Raw genomic sequence first — 18,144 nt, 5'->3', positions numbered from 1 at the left:
CGAATCCCTCACGCGTCCGCGGTTGCACGTGTTGCAGCGAGACGAATGTCCCGTGCGACGAGCATGCTCTGAACTTGATTGGTGCCGTCGTATATCTCGGCGACCTTCGCATCGCGCATCAGCCGTTCGGCCCCGAGCGAAACCAAATCTCCGTCCGGCCCCAGAAGCTCGACGCATCGCGCGGCAACGCTCGTTCCCAATGTCGTGCAGTGCATCTTTACCAAGGACACCTCTGCGACCGGCTCCTCGACACTGGCGTCGACCTGATCGGACACCGACAACAGCATTGCCCGCGCGGCCGTGATGTCGCCGCGCAATCTGGCGAGCTCGAACTGCAGATCCTGGGCATGCGCGGTCTTGGACGAGAGTAGATCTCGATAGTTCGCCCAGGCCACCACGACGTCGAACGCACCCTGTGCGAAACCGACGCCCTGCGCAGCGGCACTGATTCGAGATCGAACGACCGAGCGCAAGAGCAGTGGGTAGCCGTCGCCTTCTTCGCCCATCCGGGCCGAGACGGGGATCCGGCAGTCCTGGAACGACAACGTCACCGTCGACGCACCCTTCTGACCCAACTTCTTCATCGGCGCTCCCGGCACGAAGCCGTCGAGTGTCGCAGTGTCGAGAAGGAAGGCAGTGATACCCGACTTCCCGAGGGCGGTGTCCACAGTGGCGAACAAGACGATAACGTCGGCACGGTCACCGTTGGAGATGAATGTCTTCTCGCCGTTGACGATGTAGCTGTCCCCGTCGCGTCGGGCGACCGTTCGCATCGAACTGACGTCCGAACCAGCACCGGGCTCCGTGAGCGCGATCGATCCGATCGCAGTTGCCTTGCACAGCTTCGGTACCCACCGCTCGCTCTGCTCCTGCGAGCCCTGAAGGTGAATCGGGTGAGCGGCATGCATCTGCGTCATGTAAACCGTCGAGGTCGCACCACAAACGGCCGAGATGCGCAGCAGCGCTTCGGCATACGTCGAGGTGCTCGCTCCTGCACCACCCAGGGACTTCTGCATCTGCAGAACCCCGAGGCCCGCGTCCGCCAGTTCGGAGATCGCAGCGGAGGGGAACGTGCCGGTCGCGTCGATCGCCTCGGCTTCGGGCGCGATGGTGCGCGCGATAATTGAGTCGACAATGTCGATGATGTCGTAATCGACGCTGGCCCATGGTGTGTTCATGTGATCTCCTGATGAAAGACGGGTGCCCGACGCTCGGCAAAGGACGTGATGCCTTCCTGCCCGTCGCGAGCAGCTATGGATACGGCAGCGAGTGCAGCCTCGTGATCGAGCGCCGCCGCGCGGAAGGCGGACCGTGCAGCGTCGAGGATGTTCGCGACGCCGGTTCGGCTTCCCGACGCGATCAACTCGGCCAGTCTCCGAGCTTCCGCCGCCGAATCTTCGGGCGGTAGCGGGGGAACCGAGAGAAGACCGATCTGCCAGGCTCGATCGGCGTCGATTCGTTCGCCCCCGAGCATCATCGCAAGGGCTGCCGGTTTGCTCACCGACATCGCGAGCCGTTGCGTGCCACCGAAACCCGGGATGCAACCGATGCGTGCCTCGGGAAGGCCGAATCGGCTCCGATCCGATGCGACGACCAGGTGGCAGGACAGCATCATCTCGAAACCGCCACCGAGCGCGAAGCCGTCCACGTCGGCGACCACCGGCACCACCGAGTCGGCGATGGCCGTCATCGTTCGTTGGCCTGCTCGAATGAACGAGTGCGCGGCCTCGACGTCGAGTCCGCGGATCTCATCGAGATCGGCACCGGCGCTGAAGGCGCGGTCTCCGCTGCCGCGAATGATGATGGCTCCCAGGGAATCGTCGTGTTGCGCTTCGACGACGACGCCGAGGATCTCGCCGAGAACGGTGGAGTTGAGCGCGTTCAATTGTCCGGGCCGAACGATCTCGATGGCCAGAACTCGCCCGGAACGGGTGGTGTCGATCATGGAACCCACACGACCTCCTCGTTCGCCAACTCTGCGATCGCCGCGTCGTCGAGCCCGATCTCTGCGAGCACATGTCGCCCGTGCTCTCCGCGCAGCGGCGCCGGAATACGAGCCTGCCGATCCTCGCGATCGGAGGCAAGTCTCCACGGAGTCCCGACTCCGCGGAATGTACCCGCCACCGGATGCTCGTAGGACACAATTGCCGAGCGTGCTTCGACCTGCGGGTCCGCGACCACCTCCGACAACGAGTTGATCTGCGAGCATGGAACGCCGACGGACTGCAGCGTTTTCAGTGCGGTCTCCGAGGACATGGTCTCGAGCCGAGCTTGGAACAAGCCGACGACTTCATCCCGCTTGGCACGGCGATCGGCGTTGGTTCGCAGGTCCTCCCGCTGCCCCAGATCGTGCAAGCCGAGCGCCTCGCACGCGCGAGTCCAATGACCATCGTTTCCGATGGCGACGACGATGGGACGATCAGCGGTCTGCATGGACTGATAGATGGCCACGACCGAGTCACGACCCGAGCACGGTGCGGGTTCCGGATCTCCTGCGAGGTAGCTTGCGATGCGCGGCGACATGAACGCCAGATCGGCTTCAAGCAAGGCGATGTCGACGATCTCGCCCTCCCCCGTTCGCTGCTGTTTGACCAGAGCCGACGCAACAGCGAACGCGGCGACGGTCCCTGCTGCCACATCGGAGAGCGCCGTACTGACACGCTGCGGCACGCCGTCTGCGCCCGTTACACTCATGATTCCCGATCGGGCCTGGGCAATGAGGTCGTAGCCCGGGAGCGCAGAGTCCGGTCCAGTGAGCCCGAAGCCCGAGAATGCGCATATAACCAACTTTGGGAATGCTTTTCGCAGAGTTGCTGGACTCAAACCGTGCTTGTCGAGTTTGACCGGGTTGATGTTCTCGATGAAGACATCGGCGGTCTCGAGCAATTTGAACAGGACGTCGCGGCCGGCCTGTCCGCGGATGTCGAGGCACATGCTGCGCTTGTTGCGATTGACCGACAGGAACCACGCGGCCTCACCGTTCAAGAATGGAGGGCCCCATCCGCGCGCGTCGTCCCCGCGAATCGGTTCGATCTTGATGACGTCGGCACCCATGTCTGCGAGGTACATCGAGGTCGTCGGTGCAGCGTAGGACGACGAGATGTCGACTACCCGCACACCGGCCAATGGCCCAATGGATGCGTCCATGCTGTTCTCCGATTCTGTGCTGGTGCCGCTCTCGCGCGATGCGGCGGTCATGGCAGCACTGTTGCTTGAGAACCCAGACCGAGCTGGGCAACCCGTGCCAGGTGAAAGCGCCGCCCACCAGCCCTCGACTGGATGCTGACTGCATCGCGCAACAGTCCGGCGATGGGGTACTCCTCGATGTATCCATACCCGCCGTGGGCCTGCACGGCATCGATGCACACGGCGACGGCTGCGCGCCCGGCCACGGCCGACACCGGCGACGAACTGTCGCCGTCGAGGGCCCGCAGCAGCAACGCCTCCGCTTCTCGAACGCGGAGATCCATCTCGGCGAGCAGGGCACGCAGACCCGCGAAGGACGCGACGGGGACGCCGAACTGGTGACGCCCCAGAACGTAGGACTGTGACTCGAGCACTGCCCGTCGGGCTGTGCCGATCAGCGCGGCCCCGGTGAACAGGTCCCACCGCGAGACCAGTTCCGTTGCGTCGCAACCCTCGACCACAGTGCCCGAGTCGATGGTGATGGAGACGAGCTCCGCCTGCGCCAGACCGGATCGTTTCGCGCTGGCGTCGGGGACGACGAGGTTCCACGGTGCTGAAGACACCGACCCGGTCACTGAGTCCCAGACAACCACGCGCTGTGGCTCCAATGCCGACGACACCACGGTCGTCGAGCCTGCGAAGGCCAATCCGAACGTCGAGCCACCCGGCCCTACATCTCGGCCGACATGGTCGGCCGCGTAGCGCCCGGCGAGCACGAAAGCGAGCGACGGAGAGGTCTGCGCGACTTCTCGCACGGTATGAGCGAGCCAGGCCAGACCATCGGGCTCATCGGCGACATCGCCTGCGAGCTCGAGAAGCCCGGTACTTTCCAACGCCCCCCGTGAAGCACTCATCGAGTCGGACGAGTCGGCCACCGACGATGCAACCTTCGTGGCTGTCGCCAGAAACTCCCGTAGCTCGGAGCCGAGGCCGCTCATCGGTTGAACTTCGAACGGTCGGGCTCGCGGCGCTGCTCGAACGATTCGGACATCTCGGTGGCCTCCTGACTGCTGCGATACGCAGTGAGCAAGAGGTCGTGAGCCATCCGAGCCTGTCCGACGACACCGGTGTGGCGTCCGGAGAACGCAGCCTTGAGCGCACTGAGGGCGAAGGGGCCACGGCTGCGCAATGTCTGCGCCAACTCGATCGCATGGGAAACCGGATCCTCGGCGATGTCGTTGACGAGCCCTATCTCCTGCGCTTGCTCGGCGGTGTACTTGCGGTTGAGGTACCACATTTCCTTAGCGCGTCGACGCCCGATCGTCTGCTCGAGGTACCACGTGCCGTACCCGGCGTCGAAGCTTCCCACCATGGGCCCGACCTGCCTGAAGATCGAATGCGGTGCTGCAACGGTCAGGTCGCAGACAACCTGGAGAACGTTGCCGCCGCCGACAGCGAATCCATTGACGGCTGCGATGACCGGTTTGGGCATCGTGTCGATGAACTCGTACAAATCGATGACCGGCATCACGCTCGAGTAGTCGAGCGACGTAAGTTCCTCGTGTTCGCCGCCGATACAGAAGAACTTGTCGCCGACTCCGGTCAGCACCGCGACATCCACCGACGGCGTCTCACGCACCATGCGGAATGCGTCGAGCAACTCGCGGGCGGTGGTGAAACGCAACTTGTTCGCGTTCTCGGGGCGGTTGATCGCAATGGTCGCCACCCCCTCGTCGACCGAGACGACGATGTCTTCGTAGGTCATTGCGGTACCACTTTCTGTTCCGGTTCAAAGATCGATCTTTGTAAGACATTTAGTCTGATACTTTCTTTACAGAAACGTACATTGTCATACAGATAGAAGCAACAAGTTTCGTCCGTCTCGCAGCCTTACCATCGACTTCCAGGAGAGAACATGACCACAGCATCCACTCCGATCTGCGTCGTGGGCGCAGGCACAATGGGGCGTGGAATCGCGCAGACCGCGCTCGCTGCGGGCCATTCGGTCACTATCGTCGATCCACAGGAACATCAGCTGGTCGCCGCGGCAGCCGACATCGAAGCCCGCCTGACCAAACGGCACCCCGCATTGGCGGCCGACCTCGAGTCCGCGTTGACCACCTGCACGTCGATCCCACTCTCCCCGCGTCATCCGAACACCGTGGTCATCGAGGCGGTTCTCGAGTCGCTCGATGTCAAGTCTGCTGTCTTCACAGCAGCCGCGGACCACTTCGGCCCGCAGTGCATTCTCGCCACCAACACCTCTTCGCTGTCCGTCTCCGCGATCGCCGCACGCTGCCCACTCCCCACCCGGGTCGTCGGAATGCATTTCTTCAACCCGGTTCCAGTGATGAAGCTCGTCGAAGTCGTCACGGGGCTGCAGACCGACCCGCAGGTCGCAGAAGAGATCGACACGCTCGCGGTCGCATGGGGCAAGACGGTCGCTCGAGTGACGAACGCACCGGGCTTCATCGTCAACCGGGTCGCTCGTGGCTTCTACGGTGAACCCCTCCGACTACTCCAGGAGTGCGTCGCCTCACCCGCCACCCTCGACGCGGTCATCCGCGGCTCCGGGCAGTTCAGGATGGGGCCGTTCGAGCTGATGGATCTCATCGGCAACGACGTCAATGCAGCAGTGACCAGAACGGTCTGGTCGGCTTTCAACTTCGATCCCAGGTTCGAGCCGTCGCGAATCCAGGACGAGCTAGTCGCCGCGGGACGCTACGGACGCAAGAGCGGGCATGGCTTCTACTCCTACGCCACAGAGCACACCCCCGCCGAAGCTCCAGCGCAGGTCCAGCTCGGCGCGCTTGCACCGCATGCCGTTCGACGCGGTGACAGCGCCGAGCTGGACGCGGTGTTGGAGCGATCCAGCATCGCAGTCACCCGCGACGAGCAGGCACCGGACGCACAGGCGGAACTCGTTCTCGACGGAACAGTCGTCGTCATCACCCGCGGCCGCACCGCGAGGTCGGAATCGGCAGCACGAGGCGGCACACCCGTCGTCGTTCTCGACCGCTGCATCAGCGTTGCCGAGGCCACTGCGATCGCGGTCGCATCGTCGCATGTGGAGTCGCTTTCGGCGGTGGCGGCCATGCTGCACCGGGCAGGCATCACCGCCCACCCCGTGTCCGACGTGCCCGGCCTTGTGCTCGCTCGGACCCTTGCCGTCATCGCCAACGAAGCCTGGGAGGCAACGATGCACGGCGTGGCCTCCCCCGCTGACATCGACATCGCGATGAAACTGGGCACGAACTACCCGGCAGGCCCGTTCGAGTGGACTCGCGATTGGTCACGTGCAGCTGTGTTGGAACTGCTCGACGCGCTGTGGTTCAGCTACCACGACACCCGCTACCGGGCCAATCGCCTACTGCGGGACTGACGCGAAAATCCCGTACGTTCACGCCGATGCGCGAACGTACGGGATTCTTCATGCCATGTAGCGGACGATGTCCTCTACCCGAGCCTTGGCGTCGCCGAACAACATTCGGCTGTTGTCTCGGAAGAACAGCGGGTTCTGCACACCCGCATACCCGGTTGCCATGGAACGTTTGAACACAATTACATCCTTGGCTTCCCATACGCGCAGCACCGGCATACCCGCGATCGGTGACGATGGGTCCTCGGCCGCGGCCGGGTTGACTGTGTCATTTGCGCCGATCACCAGCACCACGTCGACACGATGCAACTCGTCATTGATCTCGTCCATCTCCAAGACGATGTCGTAGGGCACCTTCGCTTCGGCGAGTAGCACATTCATGTGGCCGGGCAATCGACCTGCAACCGGGTGGATGGCGAACTTCACGTCAACTCCCCGCTCACGCAAAGCCTTGGCCAACTCTGCGACGGGATACTGCGCCTGCGCGACAGCCATTCCGTAACCCGGAGTGATGACCACCGAGGACGCGTTCTGCAGAAGGTCCGCCGCAGTCTCTGCGTCGACCTCACGGTGCTCGCCGTAGTCGGTATCGTCCGAGACCGAAGCGGTGGAACCGAATCCACCGGCGATGACGGAGACGAACGAGCGGTTCATCGCTGTGCACATGATGTAGGACAGGTACGCGCCCGAGGATCCGACAAGGGCTCCCGTCACGATCAGCAGGTCGTTGTTCAGCAGGAAGCCCGAAGCCGCTGCAGCCCAACCGGAATACGAGTTCAACATCGACACGACCACCGGCATGTCGCCACCGCCGATTGACGCCACCAGATGCCAGCCGAGGGTGAACGCCAGAACGGTGACCGCAACGAGCAGCCACAGCGACGGCACCGCGACGAACCAGACGGTGAGCGCGAAGAAAGCCACCAACGCCCCGATATTGAGAGCATTCTTGCCGGGAAGCATCAACGGGGACGAAGACATCTGGCCGGACAGCTTCAGGTTCGCAACGATCGAACCGGTGAACGTCACCGCCCCGATGAACACTCCGATGAACACCTCTGCGTGGTGAATACCCTCCACCGCCCCGGACTCGAAGGTTTCGTGCGCGAGATAGCCGTTCCAGCCCACCAGTACCGCTGCGAGCCCAACGAAAGAATGCAGTAGAGCAATCAGTTCCGGCATCCCCGTCATCTCGACCACCCGGGCACGCCACCGCCCGATGGCCGCGCCGATCAGCAGCGCCACGACGAGCAATCCGATTGCCACGCCGCCCGAGCCGTCGACGATCACCACGATGGTAGAGCCGACGGCGATCGCCATTCCCACGATGCCGTAGGCGATGCCGTTCTTCGAGGTTTCGTGCTTCGACAGCCCTGCGAGAGAAAAAATGAACAACACAGCGGCGACGAGGTACGCGGCGCTCGTCGCGGACAACACGGTCATGATGCCTCAGCCTTTACTGAACATCCGAAGCATGCGCCGAGTGACCGCGAACCCTCCGAACACGTTGATTGCGGCCAGAAGTGTAGCGACGAAAGCCAACACACGGATCACGCCGGCATTGGTGGAATCACCGCCAACACCGAGTTGGACTATCGCACCGACGACGATGATGCCGCTGATCGCGTTGGTCACCGCCATCAGCGGCGTGTGCAACGCATGAGCAACGTTGCCGATCACGTAGTACCCCACGATGACCGACAGCACCAGCACCGTCAAGTGTTGCGGGAGTGGAGCGGGCGCAAATCCTAGAATCAGGAAAAAAGCAAGCACTCCGCCCGCAAGCCAGACCCATCGATGCCAGATCGGCCGGGGCAATTGTGCCTGCGGAGCGACCACTTCGGCGGGTGCGGCGAGCGGCGCTGCGGACACTGCCGTCGGCGGCGGCGGCCATGTCGTGTGGCCGTCGCGCACCACGGTGACACCGCGCTGAACAACATCGTCGAAGTCTATGACCAATCGGCCGTCTTTCGCCGGTGTCAGCAGCGTCAGAAGGTTCACCACATTGGTGCCGAATAGCTGCGAGGCCTGGGTGGGAAGTCGGCGCGCCAGATCGGTATAGCCGAGGATGACCACACCGTTGTCTGTGACGACGCGCTCCCCGGCAACGGACCCGGCAACATTTCCGCCCTGTCCGGCAGCCATATCGAGCACGACACTTCCCGACTTCATCGAGGCGACATCAGCCTCGGTGATCAGACGAGGTGCCGACCGCCCAGGAATCAGCGCGGTGGTGATGATGATGTCCACATCGGCCGCCTGCTCGGAGTAGATTTCCGCCGCGCGTCGGCTGTAGTCCTCGCTGGTGGCCTTGGCGTAACCGTCGGTCGACACCGCCTGCGCCACATCTACTTCGAGAAACTCTCCACCGATGGAACGGACCTGTTCGGCAACCTCGGGTCGCGGATCGGTGGCCCGAACAATGGCCCCGAGGCTCGAAGCCGTGCCCACTGCCGCCAGCCCCGCCACCCCGGCTCCGGCAACCAGCACCCTCGCAGGTGGGACCTTGCCTGCGGCGGTCACCTGACCGGTGAAGGACCGACCGAACTCGTGAGCCGCTTCGATCACCGAGCGATAGCCGGCGATGTTCGCCATCGACGACAGAACGTCCATGGACTGCGCGCGCGAAATACGAGGCACCGCATCCATCGCGAGAACTGTCAGATTCCGTTGTGCCAATGCTGCAACGAGTTCCGCGTTCGACGCCGGACCGATCAGACTCACTGTCGTCGCGTCGTCCGACAATCGGTCGATCTCCACCGGTGTCGGTGCATCGACCTTCAGGACGACCTCGGCAGCCCACACGACATCACCTGAGGCCACGGTCGCGCCCGCCTCGCGGTACGCACTGTCGCTAAAGCTCGCCCTCTCCCCCGCACCCTGCTCGACGAGGACCTCGTAGCCGAGGCCGAGAAGCTTGCGAACGCTGGCAGGGGTTGCTGCAACACGGGTTTCACCCGGCGTCGACTCGGCAACCACCCCGAGGCGCATGGGTTCGCTCAACTGCTCGAACCAGCGCTGTAACGCTCCATCACGGCAAGAATTCCAGTCCGGACGTCGGGCCGGGCGATCAACTCGATGTTCGCGGCCAGGCTTGCCCGGAGTGCTGCGTCCAATTCCACAGTAGATATCGCACGAGTGATCTTCTTGACGCTCGCGTACGTGGCCGATGGGCCGTGCGTCATATCATGGGCCAACTCCTGCGCCCGGTCCATCAACTCGTCGGGCTCGCGGACCTCGCCCACCATGCCAAGAGCGAGAGCGCTTTCGGCGGAGATGAACTCGCCCGTCGCGAGCAGTCGTAAAGCGGCCGCCGAGCCGATGAGCGAGGGCAGAAGGTACGCGCCGCCGGCGACCGGAACCATGCCGAGATTGACGTAGCTCTCGGCGAACCGTGCCCGCGAGGACGCGATCCGAACATCGCACGCGAGGCCGAAATCGAGTCCGCCTGCGGTAGCAGCACCGTTGTAGGCGGCGACGACCGGAACGGGAGCGCCCCACAGCATGCGCACCGTCACCTGCACCGCAGGCATCCAGATATCGGCGAGGTAGTCCATCAGTGCATCGGGCCCATCGCCGGTATAGACGCCGTACATCTCACGAACATCGGCACCTGCGCAGAACACCTTGCCGGTACCGGTGAGCACCACAGCGGAAACCGAGTCGGTCTCCGCGAGTTCGGTTACTGCTTCGCCCATGCGTTGCACGACATCCGGAGTCACCGAGTTTCCCCTGTCCGGTCGGTTCAGCCGCACCGTTCCGACTCCGTCCGCCACTGATACGACGATATCGGTCACGTCACTTCTCCACTCTGGTCACGTTGGCAGGGACGCAGCTGGGGTCGGCGACCCAGGACTGCACGGTCTTCTTGATGTCGCCGCGGGCAATCTTCGACTCTCCCGATGCGCGTGGAATGGGATCTGGTGACACGAAGATATGTCCGGGCCGCTTGAACCCGGCGAGGTTGGTCTTGAGCCACTGATCCAGTTCGAGGCCGATCGACTCCCAGGGCTCCGAAAGGTGAACATACGCAGCTGGAGTCTCCCCCCATTTCGCGTCGGGAACACCGACTACGACGGCCTCGCGGACAGCAGCGTGCTCCTCGAATGCCCGCTCGATCTCCACAGGTTGAATATTCGTACCGCCCGTGATGATCGTTTCGCTCGCTCGACCCACGATGTAGATGCGCCCCGCGTCATCGAAGTGGCCGAGATCCGAGGTGCGCCACCAGCCGTCGGGTAGCGACCGTTCGGCGTGCTCGGCCTCGGCACCGAGAAGAGTGCTCGCGACACTCGGCGTGCGGATGACGAGCTCGCCGTCGACACCCGGTTCCGGACTGTCCAGGACAACGCCGTCGGCGTAGACAGAGAACTCGACACCGGGGACCGGGCGTCCGATCGACGCCCAGAGTTCGCGGTGCTTCATGTCGGTTCGCGACAGCAGCGTCGTCGATGCGGGCGCTTCGGTCTGGCCCCAGCACTGAATCAATGCGTTCGTGTGTTGCCCCACCACCTCGAGCGCGGGCAGAGCCGCCGGTTCACCGGCCAGCATGAGGCAACTGAGCGAGGATTCTCGGAGCGCGGACAGTCCCGTAAGCGTGCTCATTCGCCGTAGCATCGTCGGTACCGCGAACATCCACGTGATACCGCGTCGGACGATCACCTCCAGCATCTGCTCGGCATCGAAGCGATCCATGAACACGTTGGTTCCGCCGCACAGCAAGGTGGGAAGAATACTCCAGCCACCGGCGTACACCAGCGGCGCAACTTGCAGCGTTCGCGGCCTGTCGACGGGTCCACTGCTGCTCATCACCCAGGTGTTCCCGAGGATCGCCGCACGAGCACCGCGATGAGAGATGGCTATCCCCTTCGGTTTTCCGGTGGAGCCGGAGCTGAAGCGAATGTGATAAAGGTCGTCGGGACCGGTCGCGGCCTGTACGGATGTCGGTGCGCCGCCTGCGATGATCTCGGCGAAGTTCAGCCATCCGTCCCGTGGCCCGATGTGCACTCGCAGGATGTCGGCGTCGTGGAGAACCTCGTCGAGTACGGCAGAGGATGCCTCGTCGGCGACGACAAGTCGAACGTCCGCCAGTTCGATGCACCGACGGAGCTCGTTCGGAGCGAACCGATGATTGAGGGGAACTTTGACGAGTCCTGCTTTGAGCAAAGCGAATTCGAGCACCACGTACTCGACGTGGTTCTGCGCTACGTATGCGACGCGACTGCCCGGCGTCAGGCCGAGGCCTATAAAGGCGTTGGCCAAGCGGTTCGACGAGAGTACTAGTTCGGCGATGGTCAACCGATGCTGTCCGACAATGTCTTCCGCAGCCACCTCGTGCCCGGGGCGACGTTGGATCTGACTCATCAACTGGACGACGGTCTGGGCGACCGCCGGTGACTGCGCACTCATCATTAACCTTGACCGAAGCCGATTGGCATGGTCGCCAGTGACAGCCCGCCGTCGACCACGATGGTCTGGCCGTTGATTACAGCGCTCTGGGGAGAGCACAGGAACGCCATGACCTCGGCGACCTCGGCCGGTGTCGGGTACGCACCCGACGGGGTCTGCGCGAGCCACTGCGTCGCGTAATCGTCCCACGCGTCGCCGGCGTAGTAGCGGAAGGAGTCGGTGTCGATCGGTCCTGGGCAGACTCCGATCGTGCTCACCCCGTTGGCAGCCAACTCGATCGCAAGGTACTTCACGATCGTCTCCATCGCAGCCTTGGCCGCGCCGAGGAGGCCGTGTCCCGGGAGGACGCGGAAGCTGTCCCAACCGCTGACAGCCATGACGCGACCGCCACGGTTCATGTGTGGCAGAGTCAGTCGAACCAGGTCGAGGAAGCCCTGCACCGTGATGCCCATGGTCTTCTCGATGTGACGTCCATGAATGTCCATCAGCGGCTTGAACGCGCTGGCTGCGGCGTTGGCCACGACGACGTCGAGGGAGCCGAAGCGGTCGACCGCGTGTCCGATCATGGCCTCGACGGCGGCAGTGTCGGACACGTCCGCCTGCACAGCGAGTGCCTTTCCTCCTGCCGCTTCGATGGCCTCGACGGTCTGGCTCGCGGCCTCGGTGTCGCGGCGGTAGTTGACGACGATGTTTGCGCCTTCACCGGCGAGACGCAACGCGAGTTGCTGCCCCATTCCGCGGGAACCGCCGGTGATCAGGACCGTTTTGTCACGCATGGGGTGAACGACCTCTCGGTGTGGGATTGGAGAAACTCATGATCGGAATGGCAGGGCGGCGCGTCATGAGCCCATCGTCAATCCTCCGCCGACGCACAGGGTCTGCCCGGTGACGTAGCTGGCACCGTCGCCCGCGAGATATGCGATCGCAGCTGCGATTTCGGACGGCTCACCCGCTCGACGCATCGGCACGCCCCTCAGAATGCTGCCCAGCACCCCACCGTCCGCGCCGTCACCGGATACCAGACCTTGCTCCTCGAGCAGGGGGGTGGCGGTGATACCCGGTGCCACTGCGTTGACACGGATACCGAAGCGGGCCCACTCACGAGCGAGCGACTTGACCAACGCAATGATGCCGGCTTTGGCGGCCGAGTAGACGGCTTCGCCGGAGGTGCCGACCGTGCCTGCTTCGGACGAGGTCAGCACGATGCTTCCGCCGCTGTCCTTCATCACGCGACCCGCGGCCGCCGACAGGTAGATCGCCGACATCAAGTTCACGTCGATGATGCGACGCCAGTAGTCCGGAGACTCGTCGAGGAACTTCGTGATCGCCGTCCACCCCACGGTGGAGACGACAGTGTCCAGATGCCCGACGGCCTCCACGGCGGCCGCGACCAGCGCGTCGCAGGCCTCCGGGTCGGTCGCGTTCCACGACTGTCCCAGATCGATGATCCCGTCCACTTCGGCGGCGAGTGCTGTCACCGACTGCGCATTGAGATCCGCCGCGACGACGCGAACTCCCGCGCCCGCCAATTCGATGGCGCTCGCGCGTCCGATTCCGGATCCCGCTCCCATCACCAGCGCGGTGCGGGTGCCATTACGTTCTGTCATCGACGATTCTCCTGTAGAACTCGAATACGCTGGTCGGTCGTGGTCGTGGTCACGCGTAAAAATATCATGGTGCGTATTGTCTGACAATACAGTTGCTGTTAATCAGCGAGTTCGTCGTGCGCCCACGACAAGGCCTCTACGACGGGTACTAGGCCGAGGCTCGTGCCGAGTTGGAGGATGACGATCTGTTCTATCTCCTCCAGCGTCGCGCCTGCATCCTTCGCGCGCGTGCAATGCACGCGGAAACCTCCCTCGTTCCGCGTGACAGCAAAGCCCACCAGCAGACTGAACTCCCGCTGTTTCGGTTCGAGAGTGCCGTACGAGTCGGCGGCCACGCGCAGCCCACGGAAGGCATCGGCTACGTCCGGCGCGGTTTCGCGAAGACGGTCCAGATTGGAGACGAACACATCCTGCTTGCTCAACGGGTAACGCACGTCCATCGAATTCACTCCTCTGTTCGTTGTGTGGCGGGGTCGGAACGGTCGATCGATCGCTTCAGGGCAGGCACGTTGTAGCCATCGGCGTATTCGGCGGCAGATTCCTGGATCGACGCTTGGGGTGCCCGCGCGTACAGCCTGCGGCGACTGACGAAAGTGCCTGCCTGCCGGTGTATTCGGACAGCCGACTCGACTGCGGTCACAAGCGAGACGGTTCCGTCGAGGAGCGGTGCACCGTCGACGTCGCGGATCCCCACTGCATTGAGGAACGCGGTCAGGCGACCACCCGCGGGGATGACCACCTCTGCCCCTTTGTCGAGGGACGCTCGCGCCGCCGCGACAAAGGAGTCGATCGCTTTCTGGCGACCACTGTGGTCCGAAAAGCACGCATCGAGTTCGTGCGGAGTCAGGCCCATGCATTCGATGCTCGCGAGCCGGTCGCGCAATCCGTATCTGGCGACGTTCTCCTCGAAGCGACCGCCGAAGTAGGGATTGACTCCTACGAGCGAGAACTGACTGCCCATCATGCAGGCCGTCAACATCGAGGTCTCCCCGAGGCCCAGCACCGGGATATCGACCATCGACCGTGCCTCGCGAAGCGCCGGATCGAGGATGTTGCCGATCGCCACCGCGTCGAAGCCGTCCTGTTCCGCACCCACGACGGAGTCGAGGATCGACACCCAGTCGAGTACTTCGAAGAACCGGAAGCTGTCGATGCGGCCGACCCGCGTGCCTCGGAGTTCGAACTCGACCTCCGGTGACTTCACCCCGTCGATATAGGTCCGCAGATACGGAAAGTAGTTAGGTGAGTATCTCTCCCGAGACATGCTCAGATACAGGACTCGTGTCACCTCACGCCACCCGCTCGAATATTGCAGCCAGTCCTTGACCGCCGCCCATGCACATGGTCTCCATCCCGTATCGCGACTCTCGTCGATCCATCTCCCGCAACAGGTTCGCGAGAATACGACCTCCCGTCGCTCCGATTGGGTGGCCGAGCGAGATGCCGGAGCCGTTGACATTGACGCGGTCCAAATCGGCGTTGCTCAACTCCCATCCGCGGAAGCAACCGATCACTTGAGCAGCAAAAGCCTCGTTCAATTCGATTAGATCGATGTCTTTCCAGGACAACGACGCCCGTTCGAGGGCCCGCCGTGCCGCCGGAACAGGGCCGATACCCATCAGCTTGGGCTCGACGCCGGCCAGGGACCAGCTCACGAGCCGCGCCAACGGACGCAACCCGAGCTGCTCGGCCTTCCCTGGCGTCGTCACGATCGCTATTGCGGCCGCGTCGTTCTGACCGCTGGAGTTGCCGGCCGTGACCGACGCGCCGGGCAGGGTCGCTCCCATTATCGGTTTCAGCCGCGAGAGTGACTCGATTGTGGTGTCCGGGCGCGGATGCTCGTCTTGAGAGACGATGAGTGGCTCACCTTTTCGACCCGGAACGACTACAGGGATCATCTCGTCCTCGAACAGCCCGGCGTCGATGGCCGCAGCAGCGCGCTGCTGCGACCGCAACGCCCACTCATCCTGCTGTTCGCGCGTGACAGAGTACCTCGCTGCAACGTTCTCGGCGGTCTCGATCATTCCGCCCCGAACTGGGTACCGCCGCCCTCCAGAATTGCTACGCGGGCTCGCGAGTCGATCACAGAGATCGGGCAGACCGCCTGAGTTCCATCGGGCATTCGGCATGTAGTACTCCGCTTGACTCATACTCTCGGCACCGCCGGCCAGCACCAGATCAGACCCCCCGGTAGCGACCTGCATGCATGCGTACAGCACAGCCTGGAGACCGGACCCGCAGCGCCGGTCTATCTGTAGACCTGGCACTGACACATCGAGACCGGCGTCGAGTGCTGCAATCCTGCCGATGGCGGCTGCCTCGCCGTTCGGGTAGCCCTGGCCGAAGATGACATCGTCGATATCCTCGGCAGTCAGACCAGTGCGATCGACCAGACCTTTCATCACCGTCGATGCGAGGGACGTCACCGGGACGTCCTTGAAGATGCCTCCGTAGCGGCCCACCGGCGTACGGATCGGCTCGCAGATCACTGCATCGGTCATGCTTGTTCCTTTCACTGTTCAGACGCTCGCTTCTCCGCCGTCGACCGCGATGGTCTGCCCGGTCAAAAAATCCGGTGCCGTAAGCGCCAGGTACGCCACGACGTTGGCGAGTTCGTCCGGCGTGCCCATGCGGTAGGCCGGAATGCGGCGCATGACCTTGGCCATGGCTGCGTCGTCGGCGCGGAGTTCGGCATTGATATCGGTTGCGAAGTAGCCAGGCGCAACGGCATTCATCTGCGCCCCGAACCGCGCCCATTCCGCAGCGACGGACCGAGTGAAGTTGATGACGGCACCTTTGGACGCGCAGTACGCGGAATATCCAGGCCGGCCAAGCAAGCCGAACACCGAAGCAACGTTCACCGCGCGCCCGGACCCGGCAAGAGCGAATCGCCGTCCGGCCTCACGACTGCACAGGAACATCCCGCGGACGTTGGTGTCGAAGATGCGGTCCCATTCGGCCTCGCCGAGATCGACAAGGTTGACACGGCTGGCGATACCCGCATTGTTCACCAGCACGTCAATCCGGCCGAAAGCATTCTCCGCGTCCTCGAACAATGCCGCCACTGAGTCGGAATCGGTCACATCCGTTGCGCGCACCAGCGCGCGTCCGCCCTGCGTTTCGATCCTGGACTTCACTTCTTCGAGCGGCTCGATCGATCTTCCGGCGAGGACAACCGGGGAGCCTTGACGCGCAACCTCGAGCGCTATCGCCTCACCGAGCCCTCGCCCAGCACCAGTAACCACTACCACCGAATTAGACATGCATGTAATATGTCTGACATCTAGTACCTTAGTCAAATGCATTTACAGAGGAGATACCGATCATGAGCCGACTCGCGCGCACAACGGGACTGACTGCCGAGCAGGACGAGATACTCGATGTCGTTCGACGCTTCGTCGAGAAGAAGATCATTCCCGTCGCAACCGAGTTGGAACATGCAGACGAGTATCCGACGGAAATCGTCGAGGGACTCAAGGATCTGGGAATTTTCGGACTCATGATCCCGGAGGAGTACGGCGGTCTCGGCGAGTCACTGCTGACCTATGCGCTGGTGGTAGAAGAAATCGCCCGTGGCTGGATGAGTGTCTCGGGTGTCATCAACACCCACTTCATCGTGGCGTACATGCTGACTCAGCACGGCACCGAGGAACAGAAGCTGCGCTACCTGCCGCGGATGGCGACCGGCGAGGTTCGCGGCGCGTTCTCGATGTCCGAGCCCGGGCTCGGTTCGGACGTGGCGGCCATCTCCACCAAGGCCAAGCGGACGGCCGAAGGATACGAGATCACCGGGCAGAAGATGTGGTTGACCAACGGTGGCTCCTCGAATCTCGTCGCCGTGCTGTGCAAGACGGAAGACGGCTCCGACTCGGTCTATAGGAACATGACGACATTCCTGGTGGAGAAGGAACCCGGATTCGGCGAGACCGCACAGGGCGTGACCATCCCCGGCAAAATCGACAAGATGGGCTACAAGGGCATCGACACCACCGAGATGATCCTCGATCATCATCGGGTGGACGAAACCCAGGTGCTGGGCGGCGAAACCGGTAAGGGGTTCTATCAGATGATGGACGGCGTCGAAGTGGGACGTGTCAATGTCGGCGCGCGCGCAGTGGGAATCGCCAATCGAGCCTTCGAACTGGGCGTCAAGTATGCCCAGCAGCGCGAGACCTTCGGCAAGCCGATCGCCCAACACCAGGCGATCTTGTTCCGCATCGCCGAAATGGCCACCAAGGTCGAGACCGCACACTCGATGGTGGTGCGCGCGGCTCGGCTGAAAGATGCCGGAGAGCGGATGGACGTCGAAGCGGGAATGGCGAAGATGGTGGCCAGCGAATACTGCAACGAGGTCGTTCAGGCCTCGTTCCGCATTCACGGTGGCTACGGGTACTCGAAGGAATACGAGATCGAACGGCTTTACCGCGAAGCAGCTTTCATGCTGATCGGCGAGGGTACGACGGATATCCAGAAGATCATCGTCGGTCGAGCGATGCTCGCCGAGTACAAGCTCTGAAATGTGGTGCGGCGGGACGAGCACACCCTCGTTCCGCCGCACCACCTGTCGCTCATACAGGCCTGGACGTGACCCTCACGGGGGTCACGTCCAGGCCTGTATGTGCG

General features: G+C 63.2%; 17 protein-coding genes. 2 read left to right on the top strand and 15 right to left on the bottom strand.

Annotation, left to right across the window (positions count from 1 at the left end):
* Positions 1 to 8: 8 nt before the first annotated feature.
* From CH306_RS17920 to CH306_RS17900, 5 genes are read right to left on the bottom strand one after another with little or no spacing between them, the layout of a single operon-like run.
* Complete coding sequence (locus CH306_RS17920) at positions 9 to 1,178, bottom strand: acyl-CoA dehydrogenase family protein (RefSeq protein ID WP_037183704.1); 1,170 nt, start codon at positions 1,176 to 1,178, stop codon at positions 9 to 11.
* Positions 1,175 to 1,945 (bottom strand): enoyl-CoA hydratase/isomerase family protein, encoded by a 771-nt coding sequence (locus CH306_RS17915; RefSeq protein ID WP_037183702.1) that lies wholly within the window; start codon positions 1,943 to 1,945, stop codon positions 1,175 to 1,177. The genes CH306_RS17920 and CH306_RS17915 overlap by 4 nt, the downstream gene beginning before the upstream one ends.
* Positions 1,942 to 3,198, bottom strand: a complete 1,257-nt coding sequence (locus CH306_RS17910) for a CaiB/BaiF CoA transferase family protein (RefSeq protein ID WP_244165058.1) — start codon at positions 3,196 to 3,198, stop codon at positions 1,942 to 1,944. Before CH306_RS17910 ends, CH306_RS17915 begins: the two co-directional genes overlap by 4 nt.
* Positions 3,195 to 4,124 carry an acyl-CoA dehydrogenase family protein gene (locus CH306_RS17905; RefSeq protein ID WP_094622259.1) on the bottom strand — a complete coding sequence of 310 codons (930 nt, stop codon included), beginning with the start codon at positions 4,122 to 4,124 and terminating at the stop codon, positions 3,195 to 3,197. Before CH306_RS17905 ends, CH306_RS17910 begins: the two co-directional genes overlap by 4 nt.
* Positions 4,121 to 4,891: an enoyl-CoA hydratase-related protein gene (locus CH306_RS17900; RefSeq protein ID WP_094647427.1), complete on the bottom strand. Its 771-nt coding sequence runs from the start codon at positions 4,889 to 4,891 to the stop codon at positions 4,121 to 4,123. Before CH306_RS17900 ends, CH306_RS17905 begins: the two co-directional genes overlap by 4 nt.
* A 150-nt stretch (positions 4,892 to 5,041) precedes the next feature.
* On the opposite strand from CH306_RS17900, the gene CH306_RS17895 reads away from it, so the two are divergent.
* Entirely contained in the window at positions 5,042 to 6,508 is a 1,467-nt protein-coding gene (locus tag CH306_RS17895; protein WP_037183696.1) for a 3-hydroxyacyl-CoA dehydrogenase NAD-binding domain-containing protein, read from the top strand.
* Between the two features lie 48 nt (positions 6,509 to 6,556).
* On the opposite strand, the gene pntB is transcribed toward CH306_RS17895, so the two are convergent.
* From pntB to CH306_RS17845, 10 genes are all read right to left on the bottom strand, one after another.
* Positions 6,557 to 7,948: a Re/Si-specific NAD(P)(+) transhydrogenase subunit beta gene (gene pntB / locus CH306_RS17890; RefSeq protein WP_176458691.1), complete on the bottom strand. Its 1,392-nt coding sequence runs from the start codon at positions 7,946 to 7,948 to the stop codon at positions 6,557 to 6,559.
* 6 nt (positions 7,949 to 7,954) lie between these two features.
* Positions 7,955 to 9,496 carry a Re/Si-specific NAD(P)(+) transhydrogenase subunit alpha gene (locus CH306_RS17885; protein WP_094622262.1) on the bottom strand — a complete coding sequence of 514 codons (1,542 nt, stop codon included), beginning with the start codon at positions 9,494 to 9,496 and terminating at the stop codon, positions 7,955 to 7,957.
* 8 nt (positions 9,497 to 9,504) lie between these two features.
* Positions 9,505 to 10,302 carry an enoyl-CoA hydratase/isomerase family protein gene (locus CH306_RS17880; protein ID WP_094631329.1) on the bottom strand — a complete coding sequence of 266 codons (798 nt, stop codon included), beginning with the start codon at positions 10,300 to 10,302 and terminating at the stop codon, positions 9,505 to 9,507.
* A gap of 1 nt (position 10,303) precedes the next feature.
* Positions 10,304 to 11,914 carry a class I adenylate-forming enzyme family protein gene (locus CH306_RS17875; RefSeq protein WP_244165057.1) on the bottom strand — a complete coding sequence of 537 codons (1,611 nt, stop codon included), beginning with the start codon at positions 11,912 to 11,914 and terminating at the stop codon, positions 10,304 to 10,306.
* A 2-nt stretch (positions 11,915 to 11,916) separates the two neighbouring features.
* The gene (locus CH306_RS17870; RefSeq protein ID WP_037183687.1) at positions 11,917 to 12,690 is read right to left on the bottom strand and encodes an SDR family oxidoreductase; all 774 of its coding nucleotides are present in this window, start codon (positions 12,688 to 12,690) and stop codon (positions 11,917 to 11,919) included.
* Positions 12,691 to 12,753: 63 nt separating this feature from the next.
* Positions 12,754 to 13,521 (bottom strand): SDR family NAD(P)-dependent oxidoreductase, encoded by a 768-nt coding sequence (locus tag CH306_RS17865; protein ID WP_037183685.1) that lies wholly within the window; start codon positions 13,519 to 13,521, stop codon positions 12,754 to 12,756.
* A gap of 98 nt (positions 13,522 to 13,619) precedes the next feature.
* A complete protein-coding gene (locus CH306_RS17860; protein ID WP_037185272.1) occupies positions 13,620 to 13,961 on the bottom strand; it encodes a carboxymuconolactone decarboxylase family protein in 342 nt (113 codons plus the stop codon).
* 5 nt (positions 13,962 to 13,966) lie between these two features.
* Positions 13,967 to 14,785: an aspartate/glutamate racemase family protein gene (locus tag CH306_RS17855; protein ID WP_244165056.1), complete on the bottom strand. Its 819-nt coding sequence runs from the start codon at positions 14,783 to 14,785 to the stop codon at positions 13,967 to 13,969.
* A gap of 25 nt (positions 14,786 to 14,810) precedes the next feature.
* Entirely contained in the window at positions 14,811 to 16,022 is a 1,212-nt protein-coding gene (locus CH306_RS17850) for an acetyl-CoA C-acetyltransferase (protein ID WP_037185268.1), read from the bottom strand.
* 18 nt (positions 16,023 to 16,040) lie between these two features.
* Entirely contained in the window at positions 16,041 to 16,784 is a 744-nt protein-coding gene (locus CH306_RS17845) for an SDR family NAD(P)-dependent oxidoreductase (protein WP_094631330.1), read from the bottom strand.
* A 62-nt stretch (positions 16,785 to 16,846) separates the two neighbouring features.
* On the opposite strand from CH306_RS17845, the gene CH306_RS17840 reads away from it, so the two are divergent.
* Entirely contained in the window at positions 16,847 to 18,037 is a 1,191-nt protein-coding gene (locus CH306_RS17840; RefSeq protein ID WP_094631331.1) for an acyl-CoA dehydrogenase family protein, read from the top strand.
* Positions 18,038 to 18,144: the final 107 nt, after the last annotated feature.

The organism is Rhodococcus sp. 15-725-2-2b, from assembly GCF_002259075.1.
Classification (GTDB): domain Bacteria; phylum Actinomycetota; class Actinomycetes; order Mycobacteriales; family Mycobacteriaceae; genus Rhodococcoides.
The sequence above is the reverse complement of the archived record's forward strand: the minus strand, read 5'-3'. Positions and strand labels throughout refer to the sequence as shown.

Excerpts from the sequence above, each read along its gene's own strand:
- CH306_RS17850 (WP_037185268.1), bottom strand. The coding sequence starts at position 16,022 with ATGACCGATGCAGTGATCTGCGAGCCGATCCGTACGCCGGTGGGCCGC.
- CH306_RS17920 (WP_037183704.1), bottom strand. The coding sequence starts at position 1,178 with ATGAACACACCATGGGCCAGCGTCGATTACGACATCATCGACATTGTC.
- CH306_RS17875 (WP_244165057.1), bottom strand. The coding sequence starts at position 11,914 with ATGAGTGCGCAGTCACCGGCGGTCGCCCAGACCGTCGTCCAGTTGATG.
- CH306_RS17840 (WP_094631331.1), top strand. The coding sequence starts at position 16,847 with ATGAGCCGACTCGCGCGCACAACGGGACTGACTGCCGAGCAGGACGAG.
- CH306_RS17865 (WP_037183685.1), bottom strand. The coding sequence starts at position 13,521 with ATGACAGAACGTAATGGCACCCGCACCGCGCTGGTGATGGGAGCGGGA.
- CH306_RS17855 (WP_244165056.1), bottom strand. The coding sequence starts at position 14,785 with ATGTCTCGGGAGAGATACTCACCTAACTACTTTCCGTATCTGCGGACC.
- CH306_RS17885 (WP_094622262.1), bottom strand. The coding sequence starts at position 9,496 with ATGCGCCTCGGGGTGGTTGCCGAGTCGACGCCGGGTGAAACCCGTGTT.
- CH306_RS17905 (WP_094622259.1), bottom strand. The coding sequence starts at position 4,124 with ATGAGCGGCCTCGGCTCCGAGCTACGGGAGTTTCTGGCGACAGCCACG.
- CH306_RS17845 (WP_094631330.1), bottom strand. The coding sequence starts at position 16,784 with ATGTCTAATTCGGTGGTAGTGGTTACTGGTGCTGGGCGAGGGCTCGGT.
- CH306_RS17900 (WP_094647427.1), bottom strand. The coding sequence starts at position 4,891 with ATGACCTACGAAGACATCGTCGTCTCGGTCGACGAGGGGGTGGCGACC.
- CH306_RS17860 (WP_037185272.1), bottom strand. The coding sequence starts at position 13,961 with ATGGACGTGCGTTACCCGTTGAGCAAGCAGGATGTGTTCGTCTCCAAT.
- CH306_RS17895 (WP_037183696.1), top strand. The coding sequence starts at position 5,042 with ATGACCACAGCATCCACTCCGATCTGCGTCGTGGGCGCAGGCACAATG.
- CH306_RS17910 (WP_244165058.1), bottom strand. The coding sequence starts at position 3,198 with ATGACCGCCGCATCGCGCGAGAGCGGCACCAGCACAGAATCGGAGAAC.
- pntB (WP_176458691.1), bottom strand. The coding sequence starts at position 7,948 with ATGACCGTGTTGTCCGCGACGAGCGCCGCGTACCTCGTCGCCGCTGTG.
- CH306_RS17915 (WP_037183702.1), bottom strand. The coding sequence starts at position 1,945 with ATGATCGACACCACCCGTTCCGGGCGAGTTCTGGCCATCGAGATCGTT.
- CH306_RS17870 (WP_037183687.1), bottom strand. The coding sequence starts at position 12,690 with ATGCGTGACAAAACGGTCCTGATCACCGGCGGTTCCCGCGGAATGGGG.